The sequence below is a fragment of the Bacillus mexicanus genome, assembly GCF_050445615.1.
In the GTDB taxonomy this organism is placed as follows: Bacteria; Bacillota; Bacilli; order Bacillales; family Bacillaceae; genus Bacillus; species Bacillus mexicanus.
The window spans coordinates 495,023-520,965 of the sequence record NZ_JBCEYV010000003.1 but is presented as its reverse complement, the minus strand read 5'-3'; the positions used below and the strand labels follow the sequence as shown (position 1 = coordinate 520,965).

36 protein-coding genes are annotated in these 25,943 nt (G+C 33.1%); 25 read left to right on the top strand and 11 right to left on the bottom strand.

Going from position 1 to position 25,943, the window contains the following annotated elements:
- The first annotated feature begins 183 nt into the window (after window positions 1-183).
- From AAGG74_RS17885 to AAGG74_RS17835, 11 genes are all read left to right on the top strand, one after another.
- A complete protein-coding gene (locus AAGG74_RS17885) occupies window positions 184-402 on the top strand; it encodes a hypothetical protein (RefSeq protein WP_429676569.1) in 219 nt (72 codons plus the stop codon).
- A 70-nt stretch (window positions 403-472) separates the two neighbouring features.
- A complete protein-coding gene (locus tag AAGG74_RS17880) occupies window positions 473-850 on the top strand; it encodes a DUF6573 family protein (protein ID WP_429676568.1) in 378 nt (125 codons plus the stop codon).
- 370 nt (window positions 851-1,220) lie between these two features.
- Window positions 1,221-1,574, top strand: coding sequence for a hypothetical protein (locus AAGG74_RS17875; RefSeq protein WP_429676567.1), 354 nt, complete (start codon window positions 1,221-1,223; stop codon window positions 1,572-1,574).
- A 169-nt stretch (window positions 1,575-1,743) separates the two neighbouring features.
- A complete protein-coding gene (locus AAGG74_RS17870; RefSeq protein ID WP_429676566.1) occupies window positions 1,744-2,208 on the top strand; it encodes a hypothetical protein in 465 nt (154 codons plus the stop codon).
- 383 nt (window positions 2,209-2,591) lie between these two features.
- Window positions 2,592-2,981: a hypothetical protein gene (locus tag AAGG74_RS17865; protein ID WP_429676565.1), complete on the top strand. Its 390-nt coding sequence runs from the start codon at window positions 2,592-2,594 to the stop codon at window positions 2,979-2,981.
- A gap of 397 nt (window positions 2,982-3,378) precedes the next feature.
- On the top strand, window positions 3,379-3,810 hold the full coding sequence (locus AAGG74_RS17860) for a hypothetical protein (RefSeq protein ID WP_429676564.1): 432 nt from the start codon (window positions 3,379-3,381) through the stop codon (window positions 3,808-3,810).
- A gap of 85 nt (window positions 3,811-3,895) precedes the next feature.
- The gene (locus AAGG74_RS17855) at window positions 3,896-4,288 is read left to right on the top strand and encodes a helix-turn-helix domain-containing protein (RefSeq protein ID WP_429676563.1); all 393 of its coding nucleotides are present in this window, start codon (window positions 3,896-3,898) and stop codon (window positions 4,286-4,288) included.
- 154 nt (window positions 4,289-4,442) lie between these two features.
- The gene (locus tag AAGG74_RS17850; RefSeq protein ID WP_429676562.1) at window positions 4,443-4,664 is read left to right on the top strand and encodes a hypothetical protein; all 222 of its coding nucleotides are present in this window, start codon (window positions 4,443-4,445) and stop codon (window positions 4,662-4,664) included.
- A gap of 119 nt (window positions 4,665-4,783) precedes the next feature.
- Window positions 4,784-5,035, top strand: a complete 252-nt coding sequence (locus tag AAGG74_RS17845; protein ID WP_429676561.1) for a hypothetical protein — start codon at window positions 4,784-4,786, stop codon at window positions 5,033-5,035.
- 280 nt (window positions 5,036-5,315) lie between these two features.
- The gene (locus AAGG74_RS17840) at window positions 5,316-6,212 is read left to right on the top strand and encodes a hypothetical protein (protein ID WP_429676560.1); all 897 of its coding nucleotides are present in this window, start codon (window positions 5,316-5,318) and stop codon (window positions 6,210-6,212) included.
- 58 nt (window positions 6,213-6,270) lie between these two features.
- A complete protein-coding gene (locus tag AAGG74_RS17835; protein ID WP_429676559.1) occupies window positions 6,271-6,462 on the top strand; it encodes a hypothetical protein in 192 nt (63 codons plus the stop codon).
- Window positions 6,463-6,469: 7 nt separating this feature from the next.
- On the opposite strand, the gene AAGG74_RS17830 is transcribed toward AAGG74_RS17835, so the two are convergent.
- On the bottom strand, window positions 6,470-6,640 hold the full coding sequence (locus AAGG74_RS17830) for a hypothetical protein (RefSeq protein ID WP_429676558.1): 171 nt from the start codon (window positions 6,638-6,640) through the stop codon (window positions 6,470-6,472).
- Between the two features lie 245 nt (window positions 6,641-6,885).
- On the opposite strand from AAGG74_RS17830, the gene AAGG74_RS17825 reads away from it, so the two are divergent.
- The 4 genes from AAGG74_RS17825 (at window position 6,886) to AAGG74_RS17810 (ending at window position 8,892) form a co-directional block, all read left to right on the top strand.
- Complete coding sequence (locus AAGG74_RS17825) at window positions 6,886-7,014, top strand: hypothetical protein (protein WP_429676557.1); 129 nt, start codon at window positions 6,886-6,888, stop codon at window positions 7,012-7,014.
- A gap of 2 nt (window positions 7,015-7,016) precedes the next feature.
- A complete protein-coding gene (locus tag AAGG74_RS17820) occupies window positions 7,017-7,622 on the top strand; it encodes an RNA-guided endonuclease TnpB family protein (protein WP_429676865.1) in 606 nt (201 codons plus the stop codon).
- 36 nt (window positions 7,623-7,658) lie between these two features.
- Window positions 7,659-7,991, top strand: a complete 333-nt coding sequence (locus AAGG74_RS17815; RefSeq protein ID WP_429676556.1) for a hypothetical protein — start codon at window positions 7,659-7,661, stop codon at window positions 7,989-7,991.
- A 514-nt stretch (window positions 7,992-8,505) separates the two neighbouring features.
- Window positions 8,506-8,892: a hypothetical protein gene (locus AAGG74_RS17810; protein ID WP_429676555.1), complete on the top strand. Its 387-nt coding sequence runs from the start codon at window positions 8,506-8,508 to the stop codon at window positions 8,890-8,892.
- 38 nt (window positions 8,893-8,930) lie between these two features.
- On the opposite strand, the gene AAGG74_RS17805 is transcribed toward AAGG74_RS17810, so the two are convergent.
- Window positions 8,931-9,947, bottom strand: coding sequence for a PTS sugar transporter subunit IIC (locus AAGG74_RS17805; protein ID WP_429676554.1), 1,017 nt, complete (start codon window positions 9,945-9,947; stop codon window positions 8,931-8,933).
- A gap of 361 nt (window positions 9,948-10,308) precedes the next feature.
- On the opposite strand from AAGG74_RS17805, the gene AAGG74_RS17800 reads away from it, so the two are divergent.
- From AAGG74_RS17800 to AAGG74_RS17780, 5 genes are all read left to right on the top strand, one after another.
- Window positions 10,309-12,186 (top strand): hypothetical protein, encoded by a 1,878-nt coding sequence (locus AAGG74_RS17800; protein WP_429676553.1) that lies wholly within the window; start codon window positions 10,309-10,311, stop codon window positions 12,184-12,186.
- A 141-nt stretch (window positions 12,187-12,327) separates the two neighbouring features.
- Entirely contained in the window at window positions 12,328-12,678 is a 351-nt protein-coding gene (locus AAGG74_RS17795; protein WP_429676552.1) for a hypothetical protein, read from the top strand.
- A 61-nt stretch (window positions 12,679-12,739) separates the two neighbouring features.
- Window positions 12,740-13,261 (top strand): hypothetical protein, encoded by a 522-nt coding sequence (locus tag AAGG74_RS17790; protein ID WP_429676551.1) that lies wholly within the window; start codon window positions 12,740-12,742, stop codon window positions 13,259-13,261.
- 112 nt (window positions 13,262-13,373) lie between these two features.
- Window positions 13,374-13,640 carry a hypothetical protein gene (locus AAGG74_RS17785; RefSeq protein WP_429676550.1) on the top strand — a complete coding sequence of 89 codons (267 nt, stop codon included), beginning with the start codon at window positions 13,374-13,376 and terminating at the stop codon, window positions 13,638-13,640.
- Window positions 13,641-13,769: 129 nt separating this feature from the next.
- A complete protein-coding gene (locus AAGG74_RS17780; RefSeq protein ID WP_429676549.1) occupies window positions 13,770-14,363 on the top strand; it encodes a hypothetical protein in 594 nt (197 codons plus the stop codon).
- Window positions 14,364-14,504: 141 nt separating this feature from the next.
- Here AAGG74_RS17780 and AAGG74_RS17775 read toward each other — a convergent pair whose 3' ends face one another.
- Window positions 14,505-15,638 (bottom strand): RNA-guided endonuclease InsQ/TnpB family protein, encoded by a 1,134-nt coding sequence (locus tag AAGG74_RS17775; RefSeq protein WP_429676548.1) that lies wholly within the window; start codon window positions 15,636-15,638, stop codon window positions 14,505-14,507.
- A 366-nt stretch (window positions 15,639-16,004) separates the two neighbouring features.
- On the opposite strand from AAGG74_RS17775, the gene AAGG74_RS17770 reads away from it, so the two are divergent.
- The 5 genes from AAGG74_RS17770 (at window position 16,005) to AAGG74_RS17750 (ending at window position 18,661) form a co-directional block, all read left to right on the top strand.
- Entirely contained in the window at window positions 16,005-16,550 is a 546-nt protein-coding gene (locus tag AAGG74_RS17770) for an NADPH-dependent FMN reductase (protein ID WP_429676547.1), read from the top strand.
- A 247-nt stretch (window positions 16,551-16,797) separates the two neighbouring features.
- Window positions 16,798-17,019: a hypothetical protein gene (locus AAGG74_RS17765; RefSeq protein WP_429676546.1), complete on the top strand. Its 222-nt coding sequence runs from the start codon at window positions 16,798-16,800 to the stop codon at window positions 17,017-17,019.
- Entirely contained in the window at window positions 17,012-17,629 is a 618-nt protein-coding gene (locus AAGG74_RS17760) for an ATPase (RefSeq protein ID WP_429676545.1), read from the top strand. The genes AAGG74_RS17765 and AAGG74_RS17760 overlap by 8 nt, the downstream gene beginning before the upstream one ends.
- A gap of 185 nt (window positions 17,630-17,814) precedes the next feature.
- Window positions 17,815-18,264: an LPD11 domain-containing protein gene (locus AAGG74_RS17755; protein ID WP_429676544.1), complete on the top strand. Its 450-nt coding sequence runs from the start codon at window positions 17,815-17,817 to the stop codon at window positions 18,262-18,264.
- 49 nt (window positions 18,265-18,313) lie between these two features.
- A complete protein-coding gene (locus AAGG74_RS17750) occupies window positions 18,314-18,661 on the top strand; it encodes a hypothetical protein (RefSeq protein ID WP_429676543.1) in 348 nt (115 codons plus the stop codon).
- 665 nt (window positions 18,662-19,326) lie between these two features.
- Here AAGG74_RS17750 and AAGG74_RS17745 read toward each other — a convergent pair.
- From AAGG74_RS17745 to qoxA, 8 genes are all read right to left on the bottom strand, one after another.
- Window positions 19,327-19,548: a hypothetical protein gene (locus tag AAGG74_RS17745; RefSeq protein WP_429676542.1), complete on the bottom strand. Its 222-nt coding sequence runs from the start codon at window positions 19,546-19,548 to the stop codon at window positions 19,327-19,329.
- A gap of 352 nt (window positions 19,549-19,900) precedes the next feature.
- Window positions 19,901-20,377: a hypothetical protein gene (locus AAGG74_RS17740; RefSeq protein ID WP_429676541.1), complete on the bottom strand. Its 477-nt coding sequence runs from the start codon at window positions 20,375-20,377 to the stop codon at window positions 19,901-19,903.
- Window positions 20,378-20,500: 123 nt separating this feature from the next.
- Window positions 20,501-20,842: a hypothetical protein gene (locus AAGG74_RS17735; RefSeq protein ID WP_429676540.1), complete on the bottom strand. Its 342-nt coding sequence runs from the start codon at window positions 20,840-20,842 to the stop codon at window positions 20,501-20,503.
- A gap of 113 nt (window positions 20,843-20,955) precedes the next feature.
- The gene (locus tag AAGG74_RS17730; protein ID WP_429676539.1) at window positions 20,956-21,153 is read right to left on the bottom strand and encodes a hypothetical protein; all 198 of its coding nucleotides are present in this window, start codon (window positions 21,151-21,153) and stop codon (window positions 20,956-20,958) included.
- A 923-nt stretch (window positions 21,154-22,076) separates the two neighbouring features.
- Window positions 22,077-22,358 carry a cytochrome aa3 quinol oxidase subunit IV gene (gene qoxD, locus AAGG74_RS17725; RefSeq protein WP_429676538.1) on the bottom strand — a complete coding sequence of 94 codons (282 nt, stop codon included), beginning with the start codon at window positions 22,356-22,358 and terminating at the stop codon, window positions 22,077-22,079.
- 1 nt (window position 22,359) lies between these two features.
- Window positions 22,360-22,956 (bottom strand): cytochrome aa3 quinol oxidase subunit III, encoded by a 597-nt coding sequence (gene qoxC / locus AAGG74_RS17720; RefSeq protein WP_429676537.1) that lies wholly within the window; start codon window positions 22,954-22,956, stop codon window positions 22,360-22,362.
- On the bottom strand, window positions 22,953-24,890 hold the full coding sequence (qoxB, locus tag AAGG74_RS17715) for a cytochrome aa3 quinol oxidase subunit I (protein WP_429676536.1): 1,938 nt from the start codon (window positions 24,888-24,890) through the stop codon (window positions 22,953-22,955). Before qoxB ends, qoxC begins: the two co-directional genes overlap by 4 nt.
- 40 nt (window positions 24,891-24,930) lie before the next feature.
- Window positions 24,931-25,881 carry a cytochrome aa3 quinol oxidase subunit II gene (qoxA, locus tag AAGG74_RS17710; protein ID WP_429676535.1) on the bottom strand — a complete coding sequence of 317 codons (951 nt, stop codon included), beginning with the start codon at window positions 25,879-25,881 and terminating at the stop codon, window positions 24,931-24,933.
- Window positions 25,882-25,943: the final 62 nt, after the last annotated feature.

Here is a 25,943-nt window from a genome sequence, read left to right as displayed (position 1 = left end):
ACCGTGTATAAAGGAATTTCAATATATTGCTGAATTTTAGCTGTATCAAAAAACATTCCTAAAAGCCGCTCAGTTTATTTCAACGCGGTTTTTTTTGTTTATTTTATCTAAACGTAATATTATCGTATAAGATGAAAATATAAAGGATACATAAAAATAATATAAGAAAATGGAGTGTTTAAAATGAGATTTTCTGCTGAACAATTACAAAGATTTGCTGAACAAAACAAAGATAGCGAATTGATTTCGGGTTTAATCGGAGATATTAATGAGCTTGTTTTAGCTTTAAAGTATTCGCATCGATTTGCTAAACGTGATAGCTCATACGATAAACCATTTGTTGAAGAGGTTTTAGCAAACTACCCTGCAAATTATCCTCGCAATATTTCAGCAGACAAATAAGCATTATTCGATCCATTCCTTAAAGAATTTTCTAATTCTAAAAAAATTTAAAACAAAGGATGATGTTGTGATGAATGATATTTTTGGAGAAGTAATATATAGTTATACAAGATCTCAAGCGATTGAAGATGGTGTTCTTATCGATATAACTAAAACGGCGGAAGAAAGAGGCTTGAAATTACCTACTGCCGTTACATCTGCTGTTTGGTCTTATATGATTGATAACGAGAAAGTATCTAATCCTGAACAAATTGACGTAAAGACTCGGGATGTCGTTAGTCTGTTGAAATTAGCAATTACAAGCTCCAAAGAGGACAACAATACTATTGAGTATCCAATTACAAGAAGAAGTGAAGGAAAATATGAAGAGGTTGAGTTAAAATGTGTAATTGGTCCTGGTGACAATTTAGAGCCTGTTCTCACTATTATGATGCCTGACGAAGATTGAAATCATTATAAATTTAAAAGTCATCTATTTGTGGATGACTTTTTCAAATTACAAAAAATAACTTAAAAGACCAACCTTTTAATTTTTTCAAAGGTTGGTCTTTTAACGCACCTTATTTCCAGAACTCAACGAAGAGTCTGAATGCAAATAAAGAGAAGCCGCACTCTTTGTTTGCAATTGTATTCTAACACATTAATTTCTATGGTGGAAGACCTTGGTTAAGTTAGTGATACCAGTAGTATAACAAATGATATTCACAGTTTGTACGTTCCAAGTCAAAAAAATGGAATTAAAATAAAGTGAACAAATTTGAAGAAAAACGATTATTATTGTATAAGGAACTTACAAAATAAACGAAGGAAGTATGGCTATGAACCAACAACAAGTCTTACGAGAACCATTTAATATTGAAACACATAAAAAAACTTTTATTAACTACTTGGAAGTCATCATTTCAAAGGAAGGTGCAATTATGTATGCTGTTCCTTCTCATCAACAAAAGCTGATCAACCTTGCTTGTGAAAAGCTTAAAATGTCGAGAGAGGATTTATTTAAAGCTTGTCCGCAAGAGTATTACTTAGATATTATGACTTGGTTGTGTAAAATAACTGACAGCGTTGCTTTGTGGAATGAATCTATGTTAGGTAGAGCCAATGAAAAGCAAGTCGATGCAATTAACGAATTAATAAAAGCGGATTTGTATAAAGGCCAAATCAATAAATAATATCAATATTGTATGGTTAGCTTATAAAAAAATAAAACATTAGGACACCAATTTAGGTGTTCTTCTTTTTTTCTGTGTTTTTTTGTTTTTTTTTTAAAATTGATAAATTTCAATTATAGTGAAATAGCTGAAGGAAAACATAAAGCAAAAACGGAGGAATATTTCTGATATGGTGAAACTTAGAGAGATAGATGTCCACAAATACTTACATAATCCTTATAGATTTACAATGGATGCTTTGAAATCAACAGTGGATGGTTCGACCAGAATCACATTTAATCCCTATATAGAAAATGGAGGGAAATTTGAATTAATAGTTGAATTTAATCATATTAACTTTTCTGATTATGTAATGCTAAAAACAGCATTAAATAAGAGTAAGCATATTGACGACACCGATTATAAGATTAGTCATATTATGTATAGTGATTATTATTCAAAAGAAGAATTAAATCAAATGGTAATCCCCTTTTCTCACCACAGAATAAACTTTTATAGCTGTGAGGTGGTTAAAGGGAACCTTTATCGTGCGTCTGATATGTATGGATCCGACCTTGAATACCACCTCTATTTTTTATATATAGAGGATATTGAAAAGTATGTTGCGGTGAAAATTTGTTACTTCGGATTATAGATATTTGAAAGGGAATGCTAATGCATTCCTTTTTTTAAAAAAACAGACCATCTAGAACTCTTGGGAAGTTAGGATGATCTGCTTTTTTGGCAACAAACTCAACGAGTATCCTGCCTGTGATACATAGTGAGAATTCACTTTGTACAATTACATATCTCAAACAAAGAAATGAGGGTATTACTTTGTCATACAACAAGATTTTACCACATCTTAACGAATGTAATCAAGAAAACCTTGACTGTCTTTAAAGAAGGAAAAATACTGTCATTAAGAGAATTGATAAGCAATGTAATTTTTCCTTATGACTGAATAGAGAAATCTAGGATTTCTAGAGGTCTCAGTATTTTGAGATCCAAATAATTAATTATCAAGGAGAACAATCTGTGGAAGAAATTAAATACCGAGTTGTATACAAGGAAACAAAGAATGCTCCAAATAAAGTTATTTCAAACATTTCTTTTGAAGAAATGCTAAAGTACTTCGAAAGGAAAGATGTTTGTTATTCTATAAAGGTTTATGAATTCCGAAATGGCGATGCTTGGGAGCAAACTGTAGATATCAAAGAAGGAAAAACAGTTAGAAAACAGAAGATCAAAAAACCAAATTGTACATACCAAAGACATTTTTCCTTAGATGAGATGTTAAATAAAGCTTTAAATGCAAATTCTAAACGAAAAGAAAATCCTGCTGAATTGTTATGGGATATCATAACTGGAGAGGATGTTTTAAAGCCGAAAATCTCATTGGTTAGAAAAGATGATGACGATGATTAAACTAACTGAGCAGAGTGGAAACTTTGCTTTTTAAAAAAGATCTGTATTTCAAAACATAAAACCTATGCGAAAATCAAAATTTAATATGGTTTGATGAAGCAAAAAAATTGTAGTTTTAACATATTATAACGATTATAACATAGATAGAATCAAATTCATTTTAAAGCATATGTAATTCTCCAAAAATAGAGTTAAAGCTCTGTTTTTTGCTGTTTAGGTATTTATTTTTTGCTTTTTTTCACAAAAGAGAAACTCGTTATATTATATTAAAAACATCATAGTAATGGGGGGGCTTGAATATGGTTACACAATAAAAAAAGTAGATGCCTCATAACTTGATTCCAATTATTTAAAAACATATGATTAATGCAATAAACAATGAAAGGGAGAATAACATATGACTGGTAAAGAATTGATTAGCTTGTATAAGAGCGGAAAAGAAATACAAGTGGAATTCACTGAAGAAGTTTTAGAACAAGAAACTAGATTTGAAGAAGGAATGAGAGCTTACATATCTGGAATAACTGAGCCTGATGAAGAAGGGATGATAATAATCCAATTCGAAGAAAGAGGATATAAGGAATTTAATAAATCAATGGAAACACCTAAATATTTTACAGGTGAGCCTGGTGTATATGAAAAGTACAGCGATTCTAAATATCACAAAAGTTTCAATGGGAAAGAAACCCTGTATGAAATGGATTACTTAGAAATGGAAAAGTTCACTATTATTGATGAAGGAAGCAAGGAGCTTTTTCAGAGATATTTAAAAGAAGGGCAAGAGATGTCCTATGTGAACTGGTTAGAGTCTTTAGTTTTAAAACATTAATTGTAGATAGATTCTATCTGTGACCTGACAAAAGAAAACTCAATAATTTATTGGGTATCTAAAAAACGGAGCCGGTGATGTATTAGTGGTAAATATAGCAGGTGAAAGAATAAAAACTCTAAGAGAGAGAAATAATTGGTCTCTTAGAGATTTAGAAACAAGGATGAATATTGATTACACTGTGTTGAGTCGAATAGAATCTGGAGGAAGAACTGTGACGGATTCTGAGTTACTTCAGTTCGCAGAGTTATTCGGAGTCTCGACAGATTATTTAGTAGGTAATAACAGTTCGTATAAAAATGAATATAGTAAGACCAAATCTGAATTAGATTTCAATGATCCTGATTTACAAATTGCTGTCAAAGATTTGACGGATTTCTCAGAAGAAAAACTAAGGCAAGTTGTTGAATTTATTGGTCTCTTGAAAGAGAAAGAAAGAGCAAAAGGTCGTTTTGTGAAGGACCAGGGCAATAAATAAGCCGCTCTGACCTGGATGACCTCTGCTTATAACGATGCATATAAATTTCGCCCAACTTATTTCATAATGAGTTGGGCTTTATTTTTTTGCGAAAAATAAAAAACGCACAAGTTTGCTTGTATAATCTTTAAAAATTAAAAGGAGCGTAACTAAAATGCAAATGAATATGTTTCCGTCAGAAAAACAAGAAAAAGAACAAGCGAAACTCTTGCAAGAATTGATTACTCTAAAGAGCAGCGTGATCGAGGAAAATGAGTTCAAGAATTTTTTTGGAACAGTGGAAGATATCAATCAGAAAAAGATAGAAGTGAACAAAAAAATAGAAACATTTAAGTGCAAAGTGAAAAAAACTTTTCCTAATTTGTCTATTAATTGATTTTAGATTTTCGATAAGGATGTTTTCGAAAAGATTGTTATTACTTCACCTAAATCTGTATTTTGGGTTTATAATTTAGAAGAAATCGAACAAAAAATCCTTAAAAGGGGCGTTTAATTATGCAATATGGACTAAAGCGAGAATCTATTGAAAAAATCATTAAAGGGATTTGTAAGGCATCAAATGAAATCGAATCATTAAAACAACAAAAACAAGAAAACATTGAGTTGATTGAAAATCACGTTGAAACACAGGTGGAAAAAGCTGAAATGGCTTTAACTATTTTGAGTCATACTCAAGAATTTCTAGAGAATTTTGATTTTGTGGTATTAAGCAAAGAGGAATTTGACTATGTTTGCAAGTATTTGTAGGAATAGAAATATATTATACACACAAAAGACCTTAAGGTATCTTAAGGTCTTTTTTTAACAAAAAGCGAGAATGTTTACGAAAAGAGCATTTGATAACAACCTTCAACCTAAGATGGTGAATTTAATTTATAATAAAAGCAGAAATAGTAAATTAACGAAAAGTATCCTAGGATGCTTTTTAAGATTTTGATCCATTTAAAATGAGAATTTGTAGAATCGTTTGTTATGCTCTTTGTTTTAAATGGATAGGGAGAATGAATATGATTAAGGGGGTTGCAAATTGCCTAAGTTAAAAAACTTATGGACAGGAATGCAAAGAAATAAAGATTTGATTTATTATGTTGTTATTTTGTTTTTCTTTGGGGCTGCTGCTTATTATGGTTATAAGGGTTATGAATACTATAGAACTGCTGAAGCTGTTAAAGATGGGAATGATCTATTAGGAAAGATCTTCACTCCATTTCTATTGGCTGTTATTCGCTTTATCATCGTTATGCTTCTGGGCGTATTTGTTGCGATGAATATTGTGGCTAAACCATTGAAAAGAATAAAAGTAATGCAATTTGAAGTTGAATTTAACGAAGTTGCTAATGAAATTGCGAAGGTACAGGACAAGCAATTGAATCAGGTGCATTTTCTTTCAACCATACTGAAAGAAAGGGATTATTTTATAAGTAAGGCTGTCCATCAATCGGATCTAAATGCTTTTGATGGTACTCCAATCAGTGATGAATTAGATGGGCAAGAAATGAGCTACGTACTAATTGATAATCCAATTATAAATCGGTCCGACAATAATATGTACAAAGGGGTCATTGAAGAAGTATTTTCAAGATATGAAGATTTCTTCAATAATGATTTAAACATTAATTTATCCATTCAAGTCCTTACATACGGTAACGAAAATGATGATTTGTTCTCTAATCCGCATTATAATCGCATTGCAAATAAATTGTCCACCGAAACAGATCCAGGAAAGCAAATGATTATTAGGCAAAGGTTTTTTGGTAACACGAATTTTTTAATGTCTTTTAGGGAAGAGTACAATAATAGGTTTGTTGTGCTTCTGGAAAGCGATCAGCATATATTTACTGACTATGACAAAGAAGTAGTAAATAGCATCTTGGAGTTTGGGAAGTGGGTTCAAGACACGGTCTCATTAATTCCTGAACAATAGGTTGTGATTTGCGTTGTTTTAACTACGAGTGTAAAATATGGACAAAGGAGTGATGATTATGAACACTACTTCTAATAAAACTGATTCTAAACAAAGCTTACCTAAGACATCTTCTTTTAAGAGGAGAACCAGAAAGGAACTTTTAAGGAAATACAGAGAGCAACAAGACTTTGAAATTGAAAAGGTTAATGTATCTAAAAATGATCCGGTTATTAGTAAAATGAAAAATGTGCTGGAATCTATAAAATAAAAGGCCCCTAATTAGGGGTTTTTATTTTGTCTAAAACGCTCGGAGCTAATTGCTTTAATGTCTCCTCTATAGAAGAGTAACCAATCTTGTTGATTGAAAAAGAAAGATTATCTTCTTGGAATTTTCTAATCCTCATTAAAAAATCAACTTTGCATTCTTCAATTGTTTTCTGTTCCATCTATATCACCTCATTAGTTAACTTATTATATGCGGCCATTCTTTGTTTATTCATAATTAAATCGATAATATAGAATTCCTTTATATTAAGAGGAAAGGTATTCAGTTACTCTAGGGGTTAAGATAATCTGATTAGACGAGACCAGAGGGTTTTATAGAGGTTAAATTGAAGAAACTTTTCCACATTGTTAAATATCCGATTATATTATTGTTGCAGTTTCAATAATATAATAAGGAAGGTGTCATATGTCTGACAGAAAGACGAATAACCATCTGCATTATCGAGATATGATGCAGAAATACTTCACGAAGTTTATAACAAAGGAAAATGGCTATCCTTTGCGTTCTCTCGGCATCAATACTTCACCACCGTAGGTATTGATTTGGGTATTACTGACTTCGCTATTCTTTCAACTGGCAAAAAGGTAAATAACCATCGCTTTACAAAAAGAATGGAGAAGAAACTTAAACGCGAACAGCGTAAGCTATCTCGTCGAGCACTATTAGCTAAGAAGAAGAACATCAAGTTAATCGATGCTAAGAACTATCAAAAGCAAAAAATAAAAGTAGCTCGTCTTCACGAGAAAGTAAAAAACCAACGCCAAGACTTCTTACATAAATTATCTACTGATCTCGTCAAAAACCACGACGTGATTGTGATCGAAGATTTAAATACCAAAGGTATGTTAAAGAACCGAAAGTTGTCTAAAGCTATTTCTGATGTCTCTTGGAGCGAGTTTGTCTCAATGCTGACATACAAAGCTGAATGGTACGGGAAAAGCCTCGTCAAAATTGATAAATGGTTTCCTTCTAGCCAGATTTGTAGCAACTGTGGTCATCAAGATGGTCCGAAACCGCTTCACATTAGAACCTGGACTTGTAACAATTGCGACAGCGTTCACGACCGTGATGTCAACGCTGCAATGAATATAAAAAACGAAGGTTTAAGACTTATTGCCGGCGGGATCAACGGCGTAGCCTGATAAAATAACTAAGATCTATGGCCAAAGGAAAACCGATTGGCTAAGTCTGGTGTTCTCAGGAATCTCGGTACTTTAGTTCCGAGTAGTTCAAGGTCATCGATCATAACAATGTCAAAAGGTTATGTAGAAAGTTCGACGATTAAAAAGATATGGGAGATGATAAAAATGTTAGAGCACATTGATCGTTTTGAAAGAGAACTCAGAGAAGCAGAACGTCAGAAAGGACGAGAAGAAGGGCGTGAAGAAGGGCGCGTTGTAGAAAAACTTGAAATTGCAAAAAATCTTATTGGAACTCATAATGACCAAGAAATTTTGAAAATAACGGGTATCACACCTGAGCAGCTGAAAAAGTTGAAAAACGAACAATAAATTTTCAGGAGAAACTCAACAGAGTTTCTCTTTTGTATTTTGTGAAAAAAGGACAAACGACGCAGTAATGTATTTCAATATTAAGAAAATTATGTTATATTCCAAGTGTGAAATATAAATTATTAGTTGAAAAGGATGAAACAGCTTGAAAAAATCGAATTATTTTGGAATCGCAATAGTTATCTTAGGTGCTATAATTACTTTATGCTCAGTAATTTTCTTTAAAGAAACATCGTATTACTCGGTGGTCAAATCGATAGGAATCATATTGTTGTTCATTGGAATTATAATGGTGCCTACATATTTAGGAAAGAAACAAAATGATCGAAAATAAAAAATAATGAATTCCTAAGCCTGGGATGCTTAAAAAGTCGAAAGATAAACAGTAAACACCATTGAATTAATACCAAGTAGATCGAAAAATCACCTCTGTTTTTTTTATTTTTGTTAAAAATCGTTATAATGAGCTTGTAAGTCAAAAAGTTAAAGATGAATAAAAAGCGAGGTATCTACTGTGTTTGTTGAAATTGATTTAGATGAATTAAAAGACATTATTAACTTGTTCGAAGAAGATAACGGAAAAGAAGTTGAAGCTTATATTGATAAAGGGCGTCTATTTGTAAATGGTGAAGAGAATGAATTAATGTTGCGTCTTAATAAACATACAAATATTTTAACTATAGCAAGAATCCAATTTAAGAATACACGAGTTGGAAATGGACAGAAGATGCTTGAGATTTTAAAGGAATACGGAAAAAAGAATGGATATAAACAAATTATGATAGAGAGCATATTAACTGAAGAAGGATATAACTTTGCTAAGAAACACGGATTTGAGAAAAAAGATTACTTTGGATTTATGGAAAATATGATTGAGGGAGATTATTATCTAAATATATAAAAAACAAAAAGGCCTTGATTACAGGCCTTTTTTAATTCTTATTGTACTTCTAAGTGTAGATCCCCAGGATTAGTTTTCCCTGCTCGTTTTATAACAAAATACAAGCCCAGTGTTATGAAAGTTGGGATAACCATACCTAAGACTACATACAAACTGAAAGCACTCCACCCTTGTGTAGCTAAAATATTTAAAGGGGCAATCATTGAATTCAGCCCTAATCCTGCTAATTCGTATGAAGCTTTGAAATCAAATAACGAAGTTGCTATTGGGGCACAAATAGCTGCCGCTATAAATGGCGGAATCATTAATATAGGTTTTTTTATTAGGTTCGGAAATTGAACCTTTGGTGTAATGAGAAATTGAGCTAGAAAGCCTCCGAAATCGTTTTGTCTTAGCGACATTGCTGTGAACCCAACAAATTGTACTGTGCATCCAATTAGAGCGGCCGCACTTGATACCGGATCCATTTGAAGTGCGATTGCTATAGCAGCAGATGACGCAGGTGACATTAGAAGAAGGCTCCACACTAAGGCGATAACAATTGATCCAATAATAGGAGAACCCTCGACAGAATGGGTAATCAGTGAACTTAACCATTGAATTAACGGAGTGGTTACAAGAGAAAGCCCGTATCCTGAAATACCTCCAATAAGGACAGCTCCTGTTGGTATAGCCATAATATCTAACTTAGTTTTTCCAGTGATTCTTTTACCTACATATGTAGCAATGACAGCTGCAAGAACTGCGCTTAACGGTTGGCCGGTTACGATTGTGAATGCTCCATTCTCAGTTAACTTAATAGCCGAAGCTCCAATAGAACTGCACACCATAGCACTAAACAAAACAAGTGTGTTCCCGCCTAATTGATAAGCAATTCCTGCGCCAATAGCAGGGGCCAATAGAACCTTTGCTGTGTATCCAATAATTATTAATGCTGGCCAGTGGCTAAACTCTCCAAGTGTCTGCAATAGTAATCCGACACCTAATGTAACCAAAACAGCATTAGCAATTCCTGTTGATGCTTTATACATCCTCTCAACGATATAATCTTTCATTATGCTCGTCCTTTCTTGTTGTCATTAGATCGATAAAGAGAAATAAAGCACTTTTTATGACTCTTCATATATGATTTCAAAGATTTTAACACTTTTATAGTGAGATTTAAATACTCTTTATGATTTGTTTTCTTAAAAAAATAAATTTTCTAAAAATAATTCCTGGATATTCCCTTAATTGTCATCTAGAGCATACAGTTATTGTTCGGTAATTAATTGAAGAATGTTATCTAGTTTTGCTAATCCATACTTTTTGATTTATTTATTTTTTTCTCCAAAAGAAAAAGATATTTGTATAATCTGAGCAGAGAATAGGGTTGTTTTTATATACAACTAGAATGTTTAAGGAGTGGTTGGACTAATGAACACAGAAAGAAATGAACGAGTTAGAATTAATTCTTTAACAAACGATAGAGGACCACAAAAACATTTTGCGCGTAAAGGGATCGCAGAGTCGTTAGCGGAAATGAATTTTAAAATTGACTACACTTTATCATCTACTAATGTATTAGATAAATTACATAATGCCATCAAAAAATTTGTAAAAAAACAATTATCAATAAGGGAAACACAGAAAGAAAAAATGGATTACATTAATTCATTGGACATAGACACAGTTATCAACTTGAATGTGGAAGAAGCCAATGAGTTATCTGACCAAGAAGACATAGAACATACAAAAAGAATAATATATTCTTGTATGTCAAAAGCTAATCAATCTAAAATTAATCAAGAAGAAATGAATGTAGGAAAAGTAACTGTTTATAATGATTATTTCTCTTTGATTGGTTACTTTGCTTTTGATTGTGTAATCAGTAAGAAATGGGAGGGCGCGGAAGTCTATTTTCAAAAAAGTCCTTCTAAGAAAAAAAGGCCATTTAACATAGAAGAGCTTGTGGCTACTGTTATAACGATTCAAGCATTAAGAAAATACGAGAGAGAGCATCCAGGTTTATTAAAGGAGCTTTTGGTTGAAAAGTTCATCAACAAGGAGAACCAATTAATTGGAGTTCCTCCAAGTTTTACAGGAATTAAAGAAGAATTTTTATCTGTTGCAAAATCACTGAAAGCGAACGTAAATAAACCTACCATTTTTGTGGATAGAAAAGATTTATGCTTGTCTTTTCAATACCAAGAAAGATTTGATATTGAATTGTACGAAGGAAAAAAGACGGATTGGTCAAAATCATATCCTTATCGCCAAAAAGTAAATCAAGCGTTAAGTTCAGTGAGGTTTGAGAATTTAGTGGATCTCCGGGATCTATTCCTGGATGGTTTGTCTTCTTTTGAAGAACAGGATTATAAGAACTATAAAGAACATCCGTATTTTCTTGCGCTAGTCAATGGATTTGTAAGAGATGCTAATATAGCTCAATTCGATTATGAAGAGGAAACTGACTTCAGAACTTGTGCAAAAGCATTTCAAGAAAAAAAGAATATTAAATTAGAGCATAGAAAAAGAATGGAACACAACAAATTCTTAAACTTCTACGGAAAAGTAGAATTAGATAATGATGTACGTATGCCGTTGTTCGATATTGCTGAAAAAGATCTATTAGAAATTTCAGAAGCTATACCGTTTCCTATAAGAAAAGACTATGAATTTAAGATTAAAAAATTAGGGAAACACCGCGCTGAAGGGTTGTTTTATCCAGGGCTAAAAATGGTGATCATCGATGTTCGCAGCCCAAAAAGTTTTATACACGAGGTTGGCCATCAACTGGATCATTTATTTGCTGAAGGAAAAAGAAGCCGGTATTATAGTGAAACAGCTGCATTCCGACACATTAGAAATCTTTATACTCAAGCGATGGATAAGAAAGTAAATGAATTACCAGAGGATAATTTGTTTAGAAAGCAATGGGAAGGCAATACGAAATATAGTAAGCTTTACTTTCTGAATCCTACTGAAATATTTGCTAGGAGTTTTGAAGTTTATATGTTGAAATACGGCTTATCTCTTAATTCATTGCTTAAAACAGAAGATCTTTTAAAAGAAAGCATACCGCATATTTTAGACGGTGAATATGTAGAAATCATCACAGAATTTTTTGATGATATGCTACGGAAATTCGAAAAAGAGAGTGAGGAATTCACGAGAAAAGAAACAGATAAACCTAAGAATAAACAAAAAGTTGTTCAAATGATATCTGTTAAAGAAACTCATAACAGCCATTCAGTATCAAAAGTATCTGAAATAAACGTTATGACAGGAATTGAACAATTATCGTTGTTTTAATATTTAATAAAAATAGAAGGATTACATCTAAAATGTAATCCTTTTTTCGTTGAGAAATTTAAATTTTTTCTATAAAGAATAAAAATCAGCCTATAATATGTTAACACAGACGAAGTAAATATTTAATGGAGTTGATAAAATATGTTTTATGCTTTTGTTAAGGAACCAATCAGCGAAGAAGAGTTAAAGAAAACTAAATCTTACCAGATGCTTAGACTAATCGAAGGAAAAGGTGGATACCAGAAGCTTTCTTTGGAAGAAAAGCAACTTGTAAATACATTGTTTAATGAACTAGTCTACTGCGATGCTTACAGAACCGGCCTTGTTAAAATTGGTGGATGGATTATTGACTTCACTAAATATTTGAAAACATATTTAGTGAAGGACAAATTTTATGGTTGGATGGAAATCAAGGCCTTCAATAAAACCTCTATAAGACAGAATGCTATAACTCCGTCCCATATTTTAAACATCCAGGAGCTTAAGGAATGAAGAAGGATTGCAACTGAACAATTTCAAAAATTCAAAAGAATAAATACTAGGAGTGCTAAATATGTATACATTAGAGAATTATAAAGAAAAAACTAGATCATTTGAAGAAATTCAGTCAGAATGGCAGGAAGCAGTTAAAAGAAGTGGGAGCAATGAGGAAGATTTTCTAAAGCAAGTTGTTTGGGAGGAAAGAGATGATGAAAGTTATGATGGTGAATGGTACATATACGGTCATATCACTGATCTAGATGGCAAGAAAAATGAATTAACATTTCATTATGAAAAACATACTGGTCTCACACTAGATAACGTAGTTTGTAATCCTGATATTGAAAAAAAGTTGGTAAACTTAGAAGGGGAAATCTATTCTATTATTAGAGATGTCTATAACGGAGACTTACTTCTTGACCTTTACCAATATAAACATACTGTCAGACATTTCGAGGCAATGGAACAATTAAATAAGCTTAAACATAAAAACCTGAAATTGACGGACGTATCCAGTAATTGTATTACTTTCATTGATGAAAATGGGAAAGAAATTAAACTAACTGTTCAAATAGATACTGTTAAATTTGAATAAGCGAATAAATATATAGAGCTCTTCTATGAAGTAGCTCTTTTTTTAATGAAAATTAGTAGAGACTAAAAAATCACTATATAATATGCATATACCAAGAAGGAGGAACCCATAAATGACTAAAAACAATGAAAACAAAAAACCCACGGTAGAGGAACAGGTTTCTAAATTTAGAAAGCTGGTATGGGATTGCCAAAACGAAATTTCTGCTGTAACGACTAAATCAAAGCAAGCAAAAATTGAACTTGAAAGAGCTTATATTGCAGAATCCGCTAAAAAGTTGAAAGAGTTTGTTGAAAAAGAAAAAGGTCAAGTTACTGAACGAGACTTTATTATTTTCCTGAATGACTTGGCCGCTAATTTGAGGGATACGTGGAGGTAAAGAAGAAAGTTCAATACGTATATTTAATAAATTGCAGCCGAAAGATTAGATTGGTTAGGATACAGAGAGCTTTGTTCAAACAACCTGCTAAAACAACTGGAATTCGTAATGAGAGGAAAATGAAGTTAAATGGAGAGTTTAAAAACGTTGATTAATCAGATAGAAGAGAAGCATTTAGATTTCATCCGAAAGAGCGGTAGTATGTTTCCTGGTGAATGTGTATGGTCTAGTCATCTATTGGGATCATTCCTAGCAGCAAGAGGTTATAAAACAGAAATTGTTTACGGTTCGTATGGAATGCATAATCTATTTCACGTTTGGATTAAGGTAAATGAAGAAATTTTAGATTTCACATTATTTCAGTTTTTAAACAACAAACAAAAGAGCCGTTTCTATGTTGAAACATCAATTGATGAATTGCTTGAATACATTCTAGAAGCTCAGAAAAGCTTTTGGATTGAGTCTAACAGCCAATATTTTGATTCTTATAATGAATTAGTTGCTATTGAACCATTGTATGTCGATGTGATTAAAGATGATGGCATTACATATGGAGAGTTTTTAAATAATATTTCTCAAAATATAAACCAGTATCAATCACAATTAAACTTTGAAGTGAAATTGAAGGAGACCAAGAAAAGTTTTAATGATTTTTTAAATGAGAGCGGTTTAAGAATCGGAAAAAAATTCTTCACTAAATATTGTATTGCTAAGGCCTGTTAAGATTGGACAGTGAACCTCCCCACCTAAATGGGTATGCACCCATTATAGATGGGGCATCTTCTCGGGTAATCGAACCTAACGGTTCGAAATGGGCCGAGCTATAACCTGGATTCCGACGGCTTATGATATATATATATAAAATTAGGCTGCTACAATGTTTTGTAGGAGTCTTTTTCCTTCTTCTTGTATATTGATTGCTGCATTATGATCTCGATCCATAATGTTACCGCAGACGCATTCAAATAAACGTTCAGAAAGGGGAAGGTTTTCTTTAACCTCACCGCATTTAGAACATTTTTTAGATGATGGAAACCATTTATCGATTTTGATAAGCCGTTTTCCTTGGTCCTCGAGCTTGTATGTTAAGAATGCGGTAAAAATACCCCAACCGTTGTCGGCAACACTTTTGCCGAAGTTGAGGGCTTTAGACATTGATTGCATATTAAGATCTTCGATCACAATGCAATCGAATGTATTTGCCAGCTCTCTAGATTTTTTATGTAAATAATCTCGTCTTTGGTTCGCGATCTTTTCTTGAAGTTTGCTTACTTTAAGGCGTTGTTTGTCCCAACGGGAGCTGCCTTTTTTACGACGAGATAATTTACATTGTTCTTTTTTTAGTTTTTCTAACGACGCTCTGTAGAAACGAGGGTAATTGGCTTTTTCACCTTCGCTTGTTACGAACAAATTTGTCATTGAGAAATCTAAGCCAAGAACATTTTGAATAGACACCTCCGGTGTCTCTGTAACGTATTCCGTCAAAATAGAAATATAAAATTTACCTGTGGCTGTTTTTGAAACAGTCACAGACTTAATGATATGATCTTTCGGAATTTGTCTGTGCTGCTTTAATTTAATCATTGTTTTGATTTTAGGTAACTTGATATGGCCGTTTTCTAAGAAAATATTTCCGTTCACAACGTTAGTTGTAAATGTTTGCTTATGTTTTTTAGATTTGGACTTAGGAAACTTGGCATTGCCTTTAAAAAAAGCTTGATAAGCTTTTTTTAAGTTCATTTGCGCGTTTGCTAAAGTGAGACTATCCACTTCTTTTAGGAAAGGGAAGTCGGGTTTATACTTCGCCGGTGTAGGTTCTTTTATTTTTTTAAGCGTTTCTTTATCGTTTTTATAAGTTTTATATGTATCTTTTCGTTCGGCTAACATTTTGTTATAGACAAATCGAACACAACCGAAGGTTTTAGCGAACATTGAAGCTTGTTCTTCCGTTGGAACCAATCTAAATTTATAAGCTTTATTTTTCTTAACTTGGGACATATCCGTCACCTCCTCGAAACAAATGTTCTGTTTTATTTTATAAAAGGTTACTAAAACATTGCAACAAGACAGCTTGAAACAAATAAAAAAAAAGCGATTCATCCCCTCCTAAATCAAAGATTATAGAAGGGGAATTCTCGCCGATAATTGTTAAATATAGAAAATAGAAACCATCAATTTTGATGGTTTTTTTCACGAAAACAAAAGGGAAAGACCAGCTTTAAGTGATTTTCTATTTCAGCAATAAAATTAAAGTAAATGAGGGAAGCGGGAGATGAATTTTAATTTCTACTTGTTTTTCAAAAAATAAATATTATATAAAAAGTATGTAATTATTTTTTGTAGTTGAATTGGAGGAATTACATTATGAATAAAATAGGTATTATATTAGGAAGCACGCGTCAAGGAAGAGTAAGCCCACAGGTAGGGGAGTGGGTAAAACAGATTGCAGATAAACGGGGAAATGCACAATATGAAATTGTAGACATCGCAGATTACAATTTACCTTTTGTTTCTACAACTGATGGTAGTGAGCCTGGAATCAAGGATTGGCAAGAAAAATTAAATAGTTTAGATGGGTTTGTTTTCATTGTTCAAGAATACAATCACAGCATTACAGGCGCTTTGAAAAATGCTCTTGATACAGCTCGTGATGAATGGAATAACAAAGCTGCTGGCATTGTAAGTTACGGATCAACAGGTGGTGCTCGTGCTGCTGAACATCTTAGAGGTATTTGTGGTGAATTGCAAATTGCGGATGTGCGTACACATCCTACGTTATCGTTATTTACTGATTTTGAAAACGGAACAACTTTTAAGCCGTCTGACATACATATAGAAAATGTTAATACAATGCTCGATCAAGTAAATGCTTGGAGTTCAGCTCTTAAAGGGTTGAGAAACAAAAAATAAGTGTAGTTTTAACATCGAAACTCTGTGATCCTCAGTGATTCCAGAGTTTTTTAGTTTAGTAAGCATTAGATACCACATAAGTACCTTACAGTGGATTAAATAAAGCATCTATCTATTTAGTAATAGGTTAATGACTAATGTATGAATTGTTTAAGGAAGGTGAAAAGGTTTTAATTAAATGATTGTGTAATATAATAAGGTATGAATTTTTTTAAAATGTTTCCTAAAACAAAGAGAGGTGATTAGAATGAATAGGGAAGAAAATCCAAAAAAAAACCGGGGGAACTACATTATGAATGCTCTAAAAAGTAAATCTGTCCAAGCAGCGTTTAAAACCACGGGCGATTTAGCTATGATCGATGCTAAGATCAATAATACGCATATCGTTTATATTAATAAGGACGGTCAAATGGTAAAAGAATATCCTGACGGCAAGATTGAACCTTTTGAAGGTGAAAAAAATGAATAATGATCCAAAACAACCTACTCTTATAGTGTTTGCGGGTAATAATGGAAGCGGAAAAAGTACCATTCGCAGAAGTATATTAGAAAAGAGCTTGTACGTGAGTACTAATATTGATACAGATTTAACTGCAAAAAGACTTAGAGCTGAAGGAGTTAAATCTGCTGATAGGAGAGCTTCTGAATTAGTTTTGAGACTCATAGAAAGCTTATTTGCTAAGAAAGAAAGTTTCTCTTTGGAAACAACTCTTTCTGGCAAAGGTGCAATGAGGCGAATAAAAGAGGCCGAAGAATTAGGATATTATGTAATAATGTATTTTGTGGGTTTAGATAACGTCGAATTAAACATTAACAGAGTTAAAGTTCGAGTATCAAATGGTGGCCACGACATCTCTGATGATGACATTAAAAATCGTGAAACGTCAACGATTAATAACCTACTTGAAGTAAATGAATATATAGACTACCTGCAAGTTTTGGATAACTCCGGAAAAGAAGCACGAGGTGTATTTGTTAAAGAAAACAATCAAATGACTTATTTGACTAATTGTGTGCCTAAGTGGTGTGAAGTTATTGAAAAAAGCCTTATAAAAGGAAATAAAAAATATAAAATCTAAAAAAGACTGCTACTGCGGTCTTTTCTTATTTTCTTAAACTCCATTTGTGGTATGGAAATATGAACATAATAAAAGAAACCCTTGTCTGGTTCTAAAAAAACAATTATTTCGCCTAAAAAGTCAAATTCCTGCTAATATATCAACAGTATAAAAAGACATCAAAAAAGATAAGTGGAGGAATTAAAATGGGGGCTAATAATATTAGAACAATGGAATTAATAGGTGTTGATGATTGGAATAGACCAGTTTATAAATGTCTTGAAACTGAAGTCTTGTATAAAGACATAACACTTGGAAGCGATAATCCGGCATTGTATGATTGTGGTAACGATTTTGACGGAGAACCAGGTTTCCCCATTAAAGATGATTTAGAAATACACTTCAAGGAAACAGAAAAGCAACCAAACCCAGAAGATCGATTTATTTATATGCTATTAGATAGATTAAGAATGGATTGTGAATATTATCTAGGGAATGGTGGCAGAAATGTAAAACATCTGTGGGCAGATAATGAAAAAGAACATATCGATAAAATGAAAGAGTTACATTCTGGTTTCTCTGATGACAGAAAACCGGAATGGTTATCGTATGAAGAAATTTTACAATATGAAAATCAAATGATTAGCAGCAAGTAAAATTTTCAAAAATGAAGAATATCTTTAAAAGAGTAAAGGGCGGTCGAAGATGAAAAAAGAAATTAAAGATCTATTAACACAGGTTGAAAACTTAGGTTGGAAAGTAGAAGAAGAAGGAGATAATGAATACCGATTCGGAAAGTATAGTCCGGCCGGTCAAGATTATAGTATAAGTGTTAATGGAGAAACTTACGAAGAATTGATGCAAAGTATTGATCAAGCGTATGAAGATTATGATGTATCAGAAGAAACATATCTATGGCTAGACAATACTGGTCACGGGAAAAATGGAGCACCTTTCCATATGAAAGACGTACTAGCGGATATGGAAGCTTGCAAAGAAATGATATTAACTTTATCTAAAGGATTAGCTTTATCTAATGAATTAGATTATTAATTCGATGTTTTGATAAAAAATAAAGACTTGTTCCTTTTGGAATGAGTCTTTTCTAATTTTCCGATAAAAACAATGTAAGAATCAAGGGGGACATAAATAATAATGAGCCCAGAACCATCCAAGAGTTAACACGCGAAGTTCAAAAATGATTGGGTTTTACTGGAGAAAGAACAAATTCTAATAAATTAAATTAATATGCTGCAAAAAAAGAATTAATTAAAGAAAGTTATGAGCCTGAATTATGTCTTTAAATTAATTAGAATTTATCCAAGTGACAGTTAGAGAAGAATAAAAGATGAAAATAAAAAAAGAAAAATCCGTTTTGTTGGAGATGGATTTTTTTATATGACAAAAAGAAAGAGAAAAAACAAATAACTTTTTGAATTTCGGAAAATCGGTTAAACACCCCTATTTTCAACACATTTGGCATTCCAGATAATATAGAATTATCTGGAATGTAAGGTATAAATCTCAAAATCAAAAGTAACCTTCAACAATTGAGACAGAAAAAATTTCAAAAAACATATACTTATAATCATAATTTTTTTCTAAGGTCTATCCTTCATTTAGATAGACCTTTTATCATTTAATTGATATTTAGCTTTAGCTTGGGCCTTATTTCTTCAAGTTTTTTGTGTGTATGAGACAGAATGAAATAAATTTAATTAATCTTTAACATAGCATCGTTCTTTAATTACGGTCTCGCACTTTACTTCTAATACATCAGTTTGGCCATTGGATAATCTTGTGTACACATAAACCCAAGTTTCATTGCCTCTTTTGAAGTGATCGAAATCGTAAGCATTCGGATATTTATCTCTTATCCAAATTAATCCCGGCAGAGTCTCCGCCATTGCTGGTGATCCAGATACTAGCAAAGCTCCCACAAGCGCTGTAGCTCCTGCTATCTTTTTGAGTCTGCTTTTTAACATTTCTACTTCCCCCTTTTGATTTGTTACCCACTGATTGATTGCTTGCTTAGTAGGTAATCTGATCTTATCACCTTATAAGGCAGAAAATTGTCGTATTTTGTAGGCTTTAGTTGCATTTTCATAAAATATACATATTTAATATTTATTAACAACCGCTTCTCTCTCGTACGCTTATCAAAGTATTTCATTTTCCTCTATACTTCTCTAGAAAGCAAAGTAATCTTTGTGCAATGTCTTTATGTATAAAAAAGAACCAATATACTTGGTTCTTTTTTGTATTTATGATTGCCTTATAAGTGGCATATAACTATGCTTTGATTAAATCGTTTGAATTTAAGTATCCTTGAACATAGATCATATACTCTGATCGATCTTTTTCTTGTATTTCTTCTGAAACAGTGTTTTTCCATACATAAGTCTTTTCGAATGTTTTCTCACACATAATCTTAATGATATTCTTAAGATTATCTCCGCTTCCATAAAAATCTTTTGTTCTTAAATTTCCTGGTTTTCTTATGCATTTCTCTCTTTGTTCATCTGTCATAATGAAGTGATAAATGTACTTATCAATTACTAACGAATTAGAATAAGAGTATTTGCCGCTATTTAACCGTTCAATCAAGCCGTTAATTTTGGCGGTACTAATTTTGCAAGTCTCTCCTCCATCTTTTAAATTGTATATTTGTCCGTGAATATTGGTATTGTAAAACGTAATAACCTTTTCTAAAGTGTCAATAATAATAGGGCTTTTAAGTCCAAAATCGTATGCATAATATCTTTCCATTCTAAACATTCCCTTCTTAGTTGCTATATTATTTCAGTGAGCCTTGTTTAATTTAAAATTGCACTTGGATCATTTAACAATTTTTCAATAAATAACGGGATCTGTTCAAAAGCGGTATACCTTTTATTGCTGACTTTTCTTCTCGTATTGAGTTACTACCACTTCTTTGGGTACTACTTCAAATACTATGACGTGATATCCAAATATGGTCTGAGACTCAGTGGATCCTTCCTCGCGCTCCACTTGGAAGTAAGCTGTACCGGATGAATCAGTGATCTTATACACTTGGATGGACCACTTACTCCAACGTTCATCACTATCCTCGTTACCAGAGTGAACTAGTTTAGCTTGTTTATCCATAAATGCAGACTCGATCGATTTAGCTACGTCGTCCATTTGTCCATAGTAATTGCTTTCTTCGTGCTTGCGAATAGCTTCTCGTAGCTTATTAATCATATTGTTCATACAAACATACTCCCTTATTCTAAAAATCCATTATCGCTGGTAGGTTAATATCTTTCCATTGGATTGACCAAAAATATAATGTGATTTCGATTAATCTAATTTGGTATGAGATTTCACATTTTTTGGTTTTTACAAGCTGTTTCTTTATCTTGTTCGAGTTTACTCACAATGTCCCTGTTCTCCTTTGTATCAATAATATACCAGCCTTCTAAGCCTTCAGCGCTTGAAGTGAACAGTTTGTAACCGTCTTTCTCAGTTTGCTTCCCTGCTTCTGTGTCGCTGTCAAATTTTTGTGCTGGAGTATTGGCCAAATCATCTATTATTTGAATAACTTCTATCCCTTCATCAATCCGAAAAGGTGAATAACCTCTTTTTACCTCTTCAATGCTCCAACCTGTCTTTTGGCAATAACCTTGTAATTTATGTTTTGCATTACTTCAGTTCCTCTCTAAAAATGATTTTTATCTAAAGAAATAGTAACTTGTATTTTTGATATTTGGAGAAAAAACTCAATTAATTAACATATTAGTTAGGATACTTTTTTAATGGATGATAAAAAAACGCAGAATGCTCTGCGTTTTTAAAAAATATATAAGTTACTCAATACTTTCTGTATCCCATTCCACTTTGATATCTTTATGCTTATGAATGTAGGTGTATTGACAGTCGTCACATATTCTTTTGAATACGTATGAACCTCCATACTCTATATCTTCTTTATGAATCTCATCTTGTGAATATGTCTTGTTCGTTACTTCCCCTTCTCTATTGCATAAAACACACGCAGCATATCTAGTTTGTCGTTCGCTCGCAGTACCTATCTCTCCTTTGTGCATATGTTGACGAAACGTCTCACTGAAGTCATTATATATAAAAAATCAAACTAAGTATAAATATTTTAAAAATGTTATATTATTACGTAGTATTTTTTGCAGTGAAACAGTAAGTATTATCCTTTCCTTACATTTGAAATTATTTTTCCTAAACTGAATTAAATGGATAGTATACCTATTCAAATACCGCAAAATAAAAAAACAATACAAACAAAGAGGGTTAATCTAATAAGATTAACCCTTCTTTTTGCATATGGATAACACACTTGATGTTTAATAATAAAATTGCTGAATTTTAATATGCAATAGTAGCCGCTTCTAAGGAATTCAATTTGAGAAGGAGGGTAATATAATACTTCCTGCTTCCTCCCTCCTCTTCTATCCTTTTAGATATATTTTGTTTACATATCCCAAAGGAATATCAGTAATGATCCGAGTATGGTGAATAGAGCCATAAAAATCATAAAATATATGCTTGCGTAGATAGACCATTTATCTTTTGTTTCCCCTGCGTGCATAAATACCAGGAATTGAAGTAGTGCTTGAGCAAATGCAGTTCCAATTAGAATAAACATTCCAGCACCAAATGATAGACCTGTGAAATAAACTAGTAGTGCAATCCCCGTTAAGATTAAGGAAAAAATGAATCCAGTTACTTGTTTTACAGGAAAAAGTCCCTTCATTTTACATCATCCCTTTCAAATAGATGAAACTGAAGATGAAAATCCATACTACATCGAGGAAATGCCAATATAGAGAGAAAATGAAAGATTTATTAGCAGTTTCTGGAGTTAATCCACGTTTTTTTATTTGAGTAACAATTGCTATGCCCCAGAATAAACCGAATGTGACGTGAGCTCCGTGAGTACCTAATGTAGTTAATAACATTGCCGTGAATGCGCTAGTTTGCAAGCCGGCACCTACGTGGATATAGTGGAGAAATTCATTCACTTCAAAACTTAAGAACCCTAATCCAAGAAGCAGCGTGATGATAAAGAAAGTCATCATCGCTTTTTTATTGTCTAAACGCATTGCATTGATTCCTAGACCAATAACAAAGCTGCTAACTAAAAGTAAAATTGTTTCAAAAATCACTGGAGAAATCTCAAAGATATCTAAACCAGATGGACCGCTCCCTGTTCTTCCTTCTAAAACAAAATAAGAAGTGAACAAGGTAGCGAATAGCATAATTTCCGCTCCAAGAAAGATCCAAAAACCAAAGATATTTACGTTGTTTTGATTAGTACTATATTCAAGAGGTTGATTACCGTTTAATTTCATTTCTGAACACCTTCTGTTTCATAAATTTCTTCTACAGAGATATAACGGCCGTGATCTTTTTCAAATGAACGATATGCTAAACAAACGAAAATAGCGATCGTAGAAATAATTAGTAACGGCCATAAAGCGAATACAAATGAGAAACCCCATACAAAGAAAATTGCGCCCATAATGAACGGTAATCCGCTGTTGTTTGGCATATGAATTTTTTCAATTTTTTCTGGGAATAGTTCATTTTTATTTTTCTTAGCATCCCAGAATGGTTGTTCTGAGTTTACTTGTGGAGTAACAGCAAAATTGTATTCTGGAACTGGAGTATGTGTTGCCCATTCTAAAGTGCGTGCATCCCAAGGATCTGAGCCGATATTTCTTGGGGAATATCTAAAGCTGTAGTACAAGTTATACACGATTAAAATGAATGCAACAGCCATTATTCCCGCTCCGAAGAATGCTACCATATTCAATGGACCAAATCCTGTCTCCGCAGAATAAGTGTACATACGACGTGGCTGTCCGTCTAAACCGGTAATGTACATTGGGAAGAAAGCTAAAACGAAGCCGATTGTTAATAACCAGAACGTCCATTTCCCTATCTTTTCGTTTAGCATAAATCCGAACATTTTAGGAAAATAGAATGTGAAGCCGGCAAGCATTGCGTATACAACGCCTGGAATGATTGTGTTGTGGAAATGAGCTACTAAGAACATCGTATTGTGGTATTGATAGTCTGCTGCTGACATCGCAAGCATTACCCCTGTCATACCACCAATAACGAAAAGAGGAATAAAACCTATGGAGTAAAGCATTGGGACAGTGAATCGTATTTTCCCTTTATACATTGTGAATAACCAGTTGAAAATTTTAACTCCGGTAGGAACAGAAATCGCCATAGTTGTAATAGAGAAAAAGCTATTTGATAATGCCCCTTGGCCCATTGTGAAGAAATGGTGAGCCCAAACCAAGCAAGAAAGGCCTGAAATAATGACCATAGAAGCAACCATTGATTTGTATCCATATAGGTTCTTACTTGAGAATGTTGAAATGATTTCGCTATACATACCGAAAGCCGGCAATATTAAGATATAAACTTCTGGATGTCCCCAAACCCAGAAAAGGTTTGCCCAAAGCATATCCATACCGCCATTAGTGGTTGTGAAGAAGTTTGTTCCGAATAAGCGATCCATCGAACCCATAGCGAGTGTTACCGCTAATACAGGGAATACAGTTACAACAATAAGGTTAGAGATTAATGAAGCCCAAGTGAACATTGGCATTTTCATTAGTGTCATACCAGGTGCTCTCATTTTCATAATTGTTGTAATCATATTAATACCTGTCATTAATGTACCCAATCCGGAAATCTGAAGAGCAATCATATAATAGTTAGATCCGACAGATTCACTAAATTCTGTGCCGGCAAGAGGGAAATATGAAGTCCATCCTGCGTCTGGTGATCCACCAATAACGAAGGAAATGTTAAATAGCATTGCACCGAAGAAGAAAAGCCAAAAACTTAATGCATTTAATCGTGGAAATGCTACGTCACGAGCTCCAATTTGGAGCGGAACTAAATAATTCATAAAAGAAAAGATAAACGGCATTGCCATAAACATAATCATAATGACGCCGTGAGTAGAGAATACTTCGTTGTAATGTTGAGGATCAAGCAATTTATTATCAGGTGTAGCAAGTTGTGCCCTCATCATAATGGCATCTACGCCACCGCGGAACAACATAATTAAAGCTGAGAATAAATACATAATACCTATGCGCTTATGGTCGGTTGTTGTTAACCATTCCTGCCATAAATAACCCCATTTTTTAAAATAGGTTAGCCCTACAATAATAGCGATCACGGTTAGCCCGATAGCAACCATTGACGCGTATATAGCTGGACTTGGATTAGGTATTGCAAAACGATCAAAGAAATCCATAACTATATCTCCTATTCATTTAATATAAATTGATAATGATTTAATTATCTTGTTGATTGTGGTGGTCGTGTCCGGAATGACTATGTTCTGAAGATGTTTCTGATGTTTTATTATCTTCGTTGGTCATATTAGACATATCCATACTTTTCATCGTTTTTGAGTCGTGGTTATGTTCTGGAGCTGGTGAGAAGCTTAGATGTGTTCCTGTGAATGTCAGTTGACCAAGATGTCCTGGTTCTAACAACTTGTTGAACTTCTCTTCAGTGAGTGGTTTGGCAGTTTGTTTTACTTCCTTGACCCAATCTGTAAAGTCAGTTGCAGACATTGCGGTTACATTGAATGTGTTTTCAGCGAATCCTTTTCCGCTAAAGTTTGCGTTTCTACCAGTCATTTCTCCGGGTTCATCGGCTGCTAAGTACAAAGTTGTAATCATATCAGACATTGCGTATTTTTGTCCTCCCAGTTGTGGTATCCAAAAACTTGTGATTGGTCCATACGAATACAATCTGAATTCAATTGCTCGATTTGTTGGGATGTACAAATAATTGACGGTTTCAATATTTTCTTCTGGATAGCTAAAATGCCATTTCCAGTTTGATGAAGATGCGTAAACAACTAAAGGTTTACTGTCGTCGTATCCTTTCGGTGTTGATTCAACAATGTAATTACTTTGTACGGATACAAATGACAGATAAGCGACAATGAGTACAGGAATTCCTAATACAATCCCTTCAACCCACTTGTTTCCTTTCATATAAGGTGGCTCATAATCTGGGCTTTGATTTGATGCGCGGTACTTAATTAGTACAAAGATTAAAATTGCAAAAACAACAATAACAATAAAAGACATTATTCCAATAGATAAGTAAATATCTCTAGCTTGTCTTTCTGCTTGTGGTCCTTTAGGATCCAAAACAGTTAATGGTTCACAACCTGCTAAAACAGTGATCATCATTAATATCATTGAGATAAATAACCCTTTAAATTTCATATAGTCCCCTTCCCTTCTATTAAGTGTTAATGCTTAAAAAACACCACACCATTGTTAACTAA

Coding starts and splice junctions, on each gene's coding strand:
- AAGG74_RS17885 (WP_429676569.1), top strand. CDS start 184: ATGAGATTTTCTGCTGAACAATTACAAAGATTTGCTGAACAAAACAAA.
- AAGG74_RS17880 (WP_429676568.1), top strand. CDS start 473: ATGAATGATATTTTTGGAGAAGTAATATATAGTTATACAAGATCTCAA.
- AAGG74_RS17875 (WP_429676567.1), top strand. CDS start 1,221: ATGAACCAACAACAAGTCTTACGAGAACCATTTAATATTGAAACACAT.
- AAGG74_RS17870 (WP_429676566.1), top strand. CDS start 1,744: ATGGTGAAACTTAGAGAGATAGATGTCCACAAATACTTACATAATCCT.
- AAGG74_RS17860 (WP_429676564.1), top strand. CDS start 3,379: ATGACTGGTAAAGAATTGATTAGCTTGTATAAGAGCGGAAAAGAAATA.
- AAGG74_RS17850 (WP_429676562.1), top strand. CDS start 4,443: ATGCAAATGAATATGTTTCCGTCAGAAAAACAAGAAAAAGAACAAGCG.
- AAGG74_RS17845 (WP_429676561.1), top strand. CDS start 4,784: ATGCAATATGGACTAAAGCGAGAATCTATTGAAAAAATCATTAAAGGG.
- AAGG74_RS17835 (WP_429676559.1), top strand. CDS start 6,271: ATGAACACTACTTCTAATAAAACTGATTCTAAACAAAGCTTACCTAAG.
- AAGG74_RS17830 (WP_429676558.1), bottom strand. CDS start 6,640: ATGGAACAGAAAACAATTGAAGAATGCAAAGTTGATTTTTTAATGAGG.
- AAGG74_RS17825 (WP_429676557.1), top strand. CDS start 6,886: ATGTCTGACAGAAAGACGAATAACCATCTGCATTATCGAGATATGATG.
- AAGG74_RS17805 (WP_429676554.1), bottom strand. CDS start 9,947: ATGAAAGATTATATCGTTGAGAGGATGTATAAAGCATCAACAGGAATT.
- AAGG74_RS17800 (WP_429676553.1), top strand. CDS start 10,309: ATGAACACAGAAAGAAATGAACGAGTTAGAATTAATTCTTTAACAAAC.
- AAGG74_RS17795 (WP_429676552.1), top strand. CDS start 12,328: ATGTTTTATGCTTTTGTTAAGGAACCAATCAGCGAAGAAGAGTTAAAG.
- AAGG74_RS17790 (WP_429676551.1), top strand. CDS start 12,740: ATGTATACATTAGAGAATTATAAAGAAAAAACTAGATCATTTGAAGAA.
- AAGG74_RS17785 (WP_429676550.1), top strand. CDS start 13,374: ATGACTAAAAACAATGAAAACAAAAAACCCACGGTAGAGGAACAGGTT.
- AAGG74_RS17780 (WP_429676549.1), top strand. CDS start 13,770: ATGGAGAGTTTAAAAACGTTGATTAATCAGATAGAAGAGAAGCATTTA.
- AAGG74_RS17775 (WP_429676548.1), bottom strand. CDS start 15,638: ATGTCCCAAGTTAAGAAAAATAAAGCTTATAAATTTAGATTGGTTCCA.
- AAGG74_RS17770 (WP_429676547.1), top strand. CDS start 16,005: ATGAATAAAATAGGTATTATATTAGGAAGCACGCGTCAAGGAAGAGTA.
- AAGG74_RS17765 (WP_429676546.1), top strand. CDS start 16,798: ATGAATAGGGAAGAAAATCCAAAAAAAAACCGGGGGAACTACATTATG.
- AAGG74_RS17760 (WP_429676545.1), top strand. CDS start 17,012: ATGAATAATGATCCAAAACAACCTACTCTTATAGTGTTTGCGGGTAAT.
- AAGG74_RS17755 (WP_429676544.1), top strand. CDS start 17,815: ATGGGGGCTAATAATATTAGAACAATGGAATTAATAGGTGTTGATGAT.
- AAGG74_RS17750 (WP_429676543.1), top strand. CDS start 18,314: ATGAAAAAAGAAATTAAAGATCTATTAACACAGGTTGAAAACTTAGGT.
- AAGG74_RS17740 (WP_429676541.1), bottom strand. CDS start 20,377: ATGGAAAGATATTATGCATACGATTTTGGACTTAAAAGCCCTATTATT.
- AAGG74_RS17735 (WP_429676540.1), bottom strand. CDS start 20,842: ATGAACAATATGATTAATAAGCTACGAGAAGCTATTCGCAAGCACGAA.
- qoxD (WP_429676538.1), bottom strand. CDS start 22,358: ATGAAGGGACTTTTTCCTGTAAAACAAGTAACTGGATTCATTTTTTCC.
- qoxC (WP_429676537.1), bottom strand. CDS start 22,956: ATGAAATTAAACGGTAATCAACCTCTTGAATATAGTACTAATCAAAAC.
- qoxB (WP_429676536.1), bottom strand. CDS start 24,890: ATGGATTTCTTTGATCGTTTTGCAATACCTAATCCAAGTCCAGCTATA.
- qoxA (WP_429676535.1), bottom strand. CDS start 25,881: ATGAAATTTAAAGGGTTATTTATCTCAATGATATTAATGATGATCACT.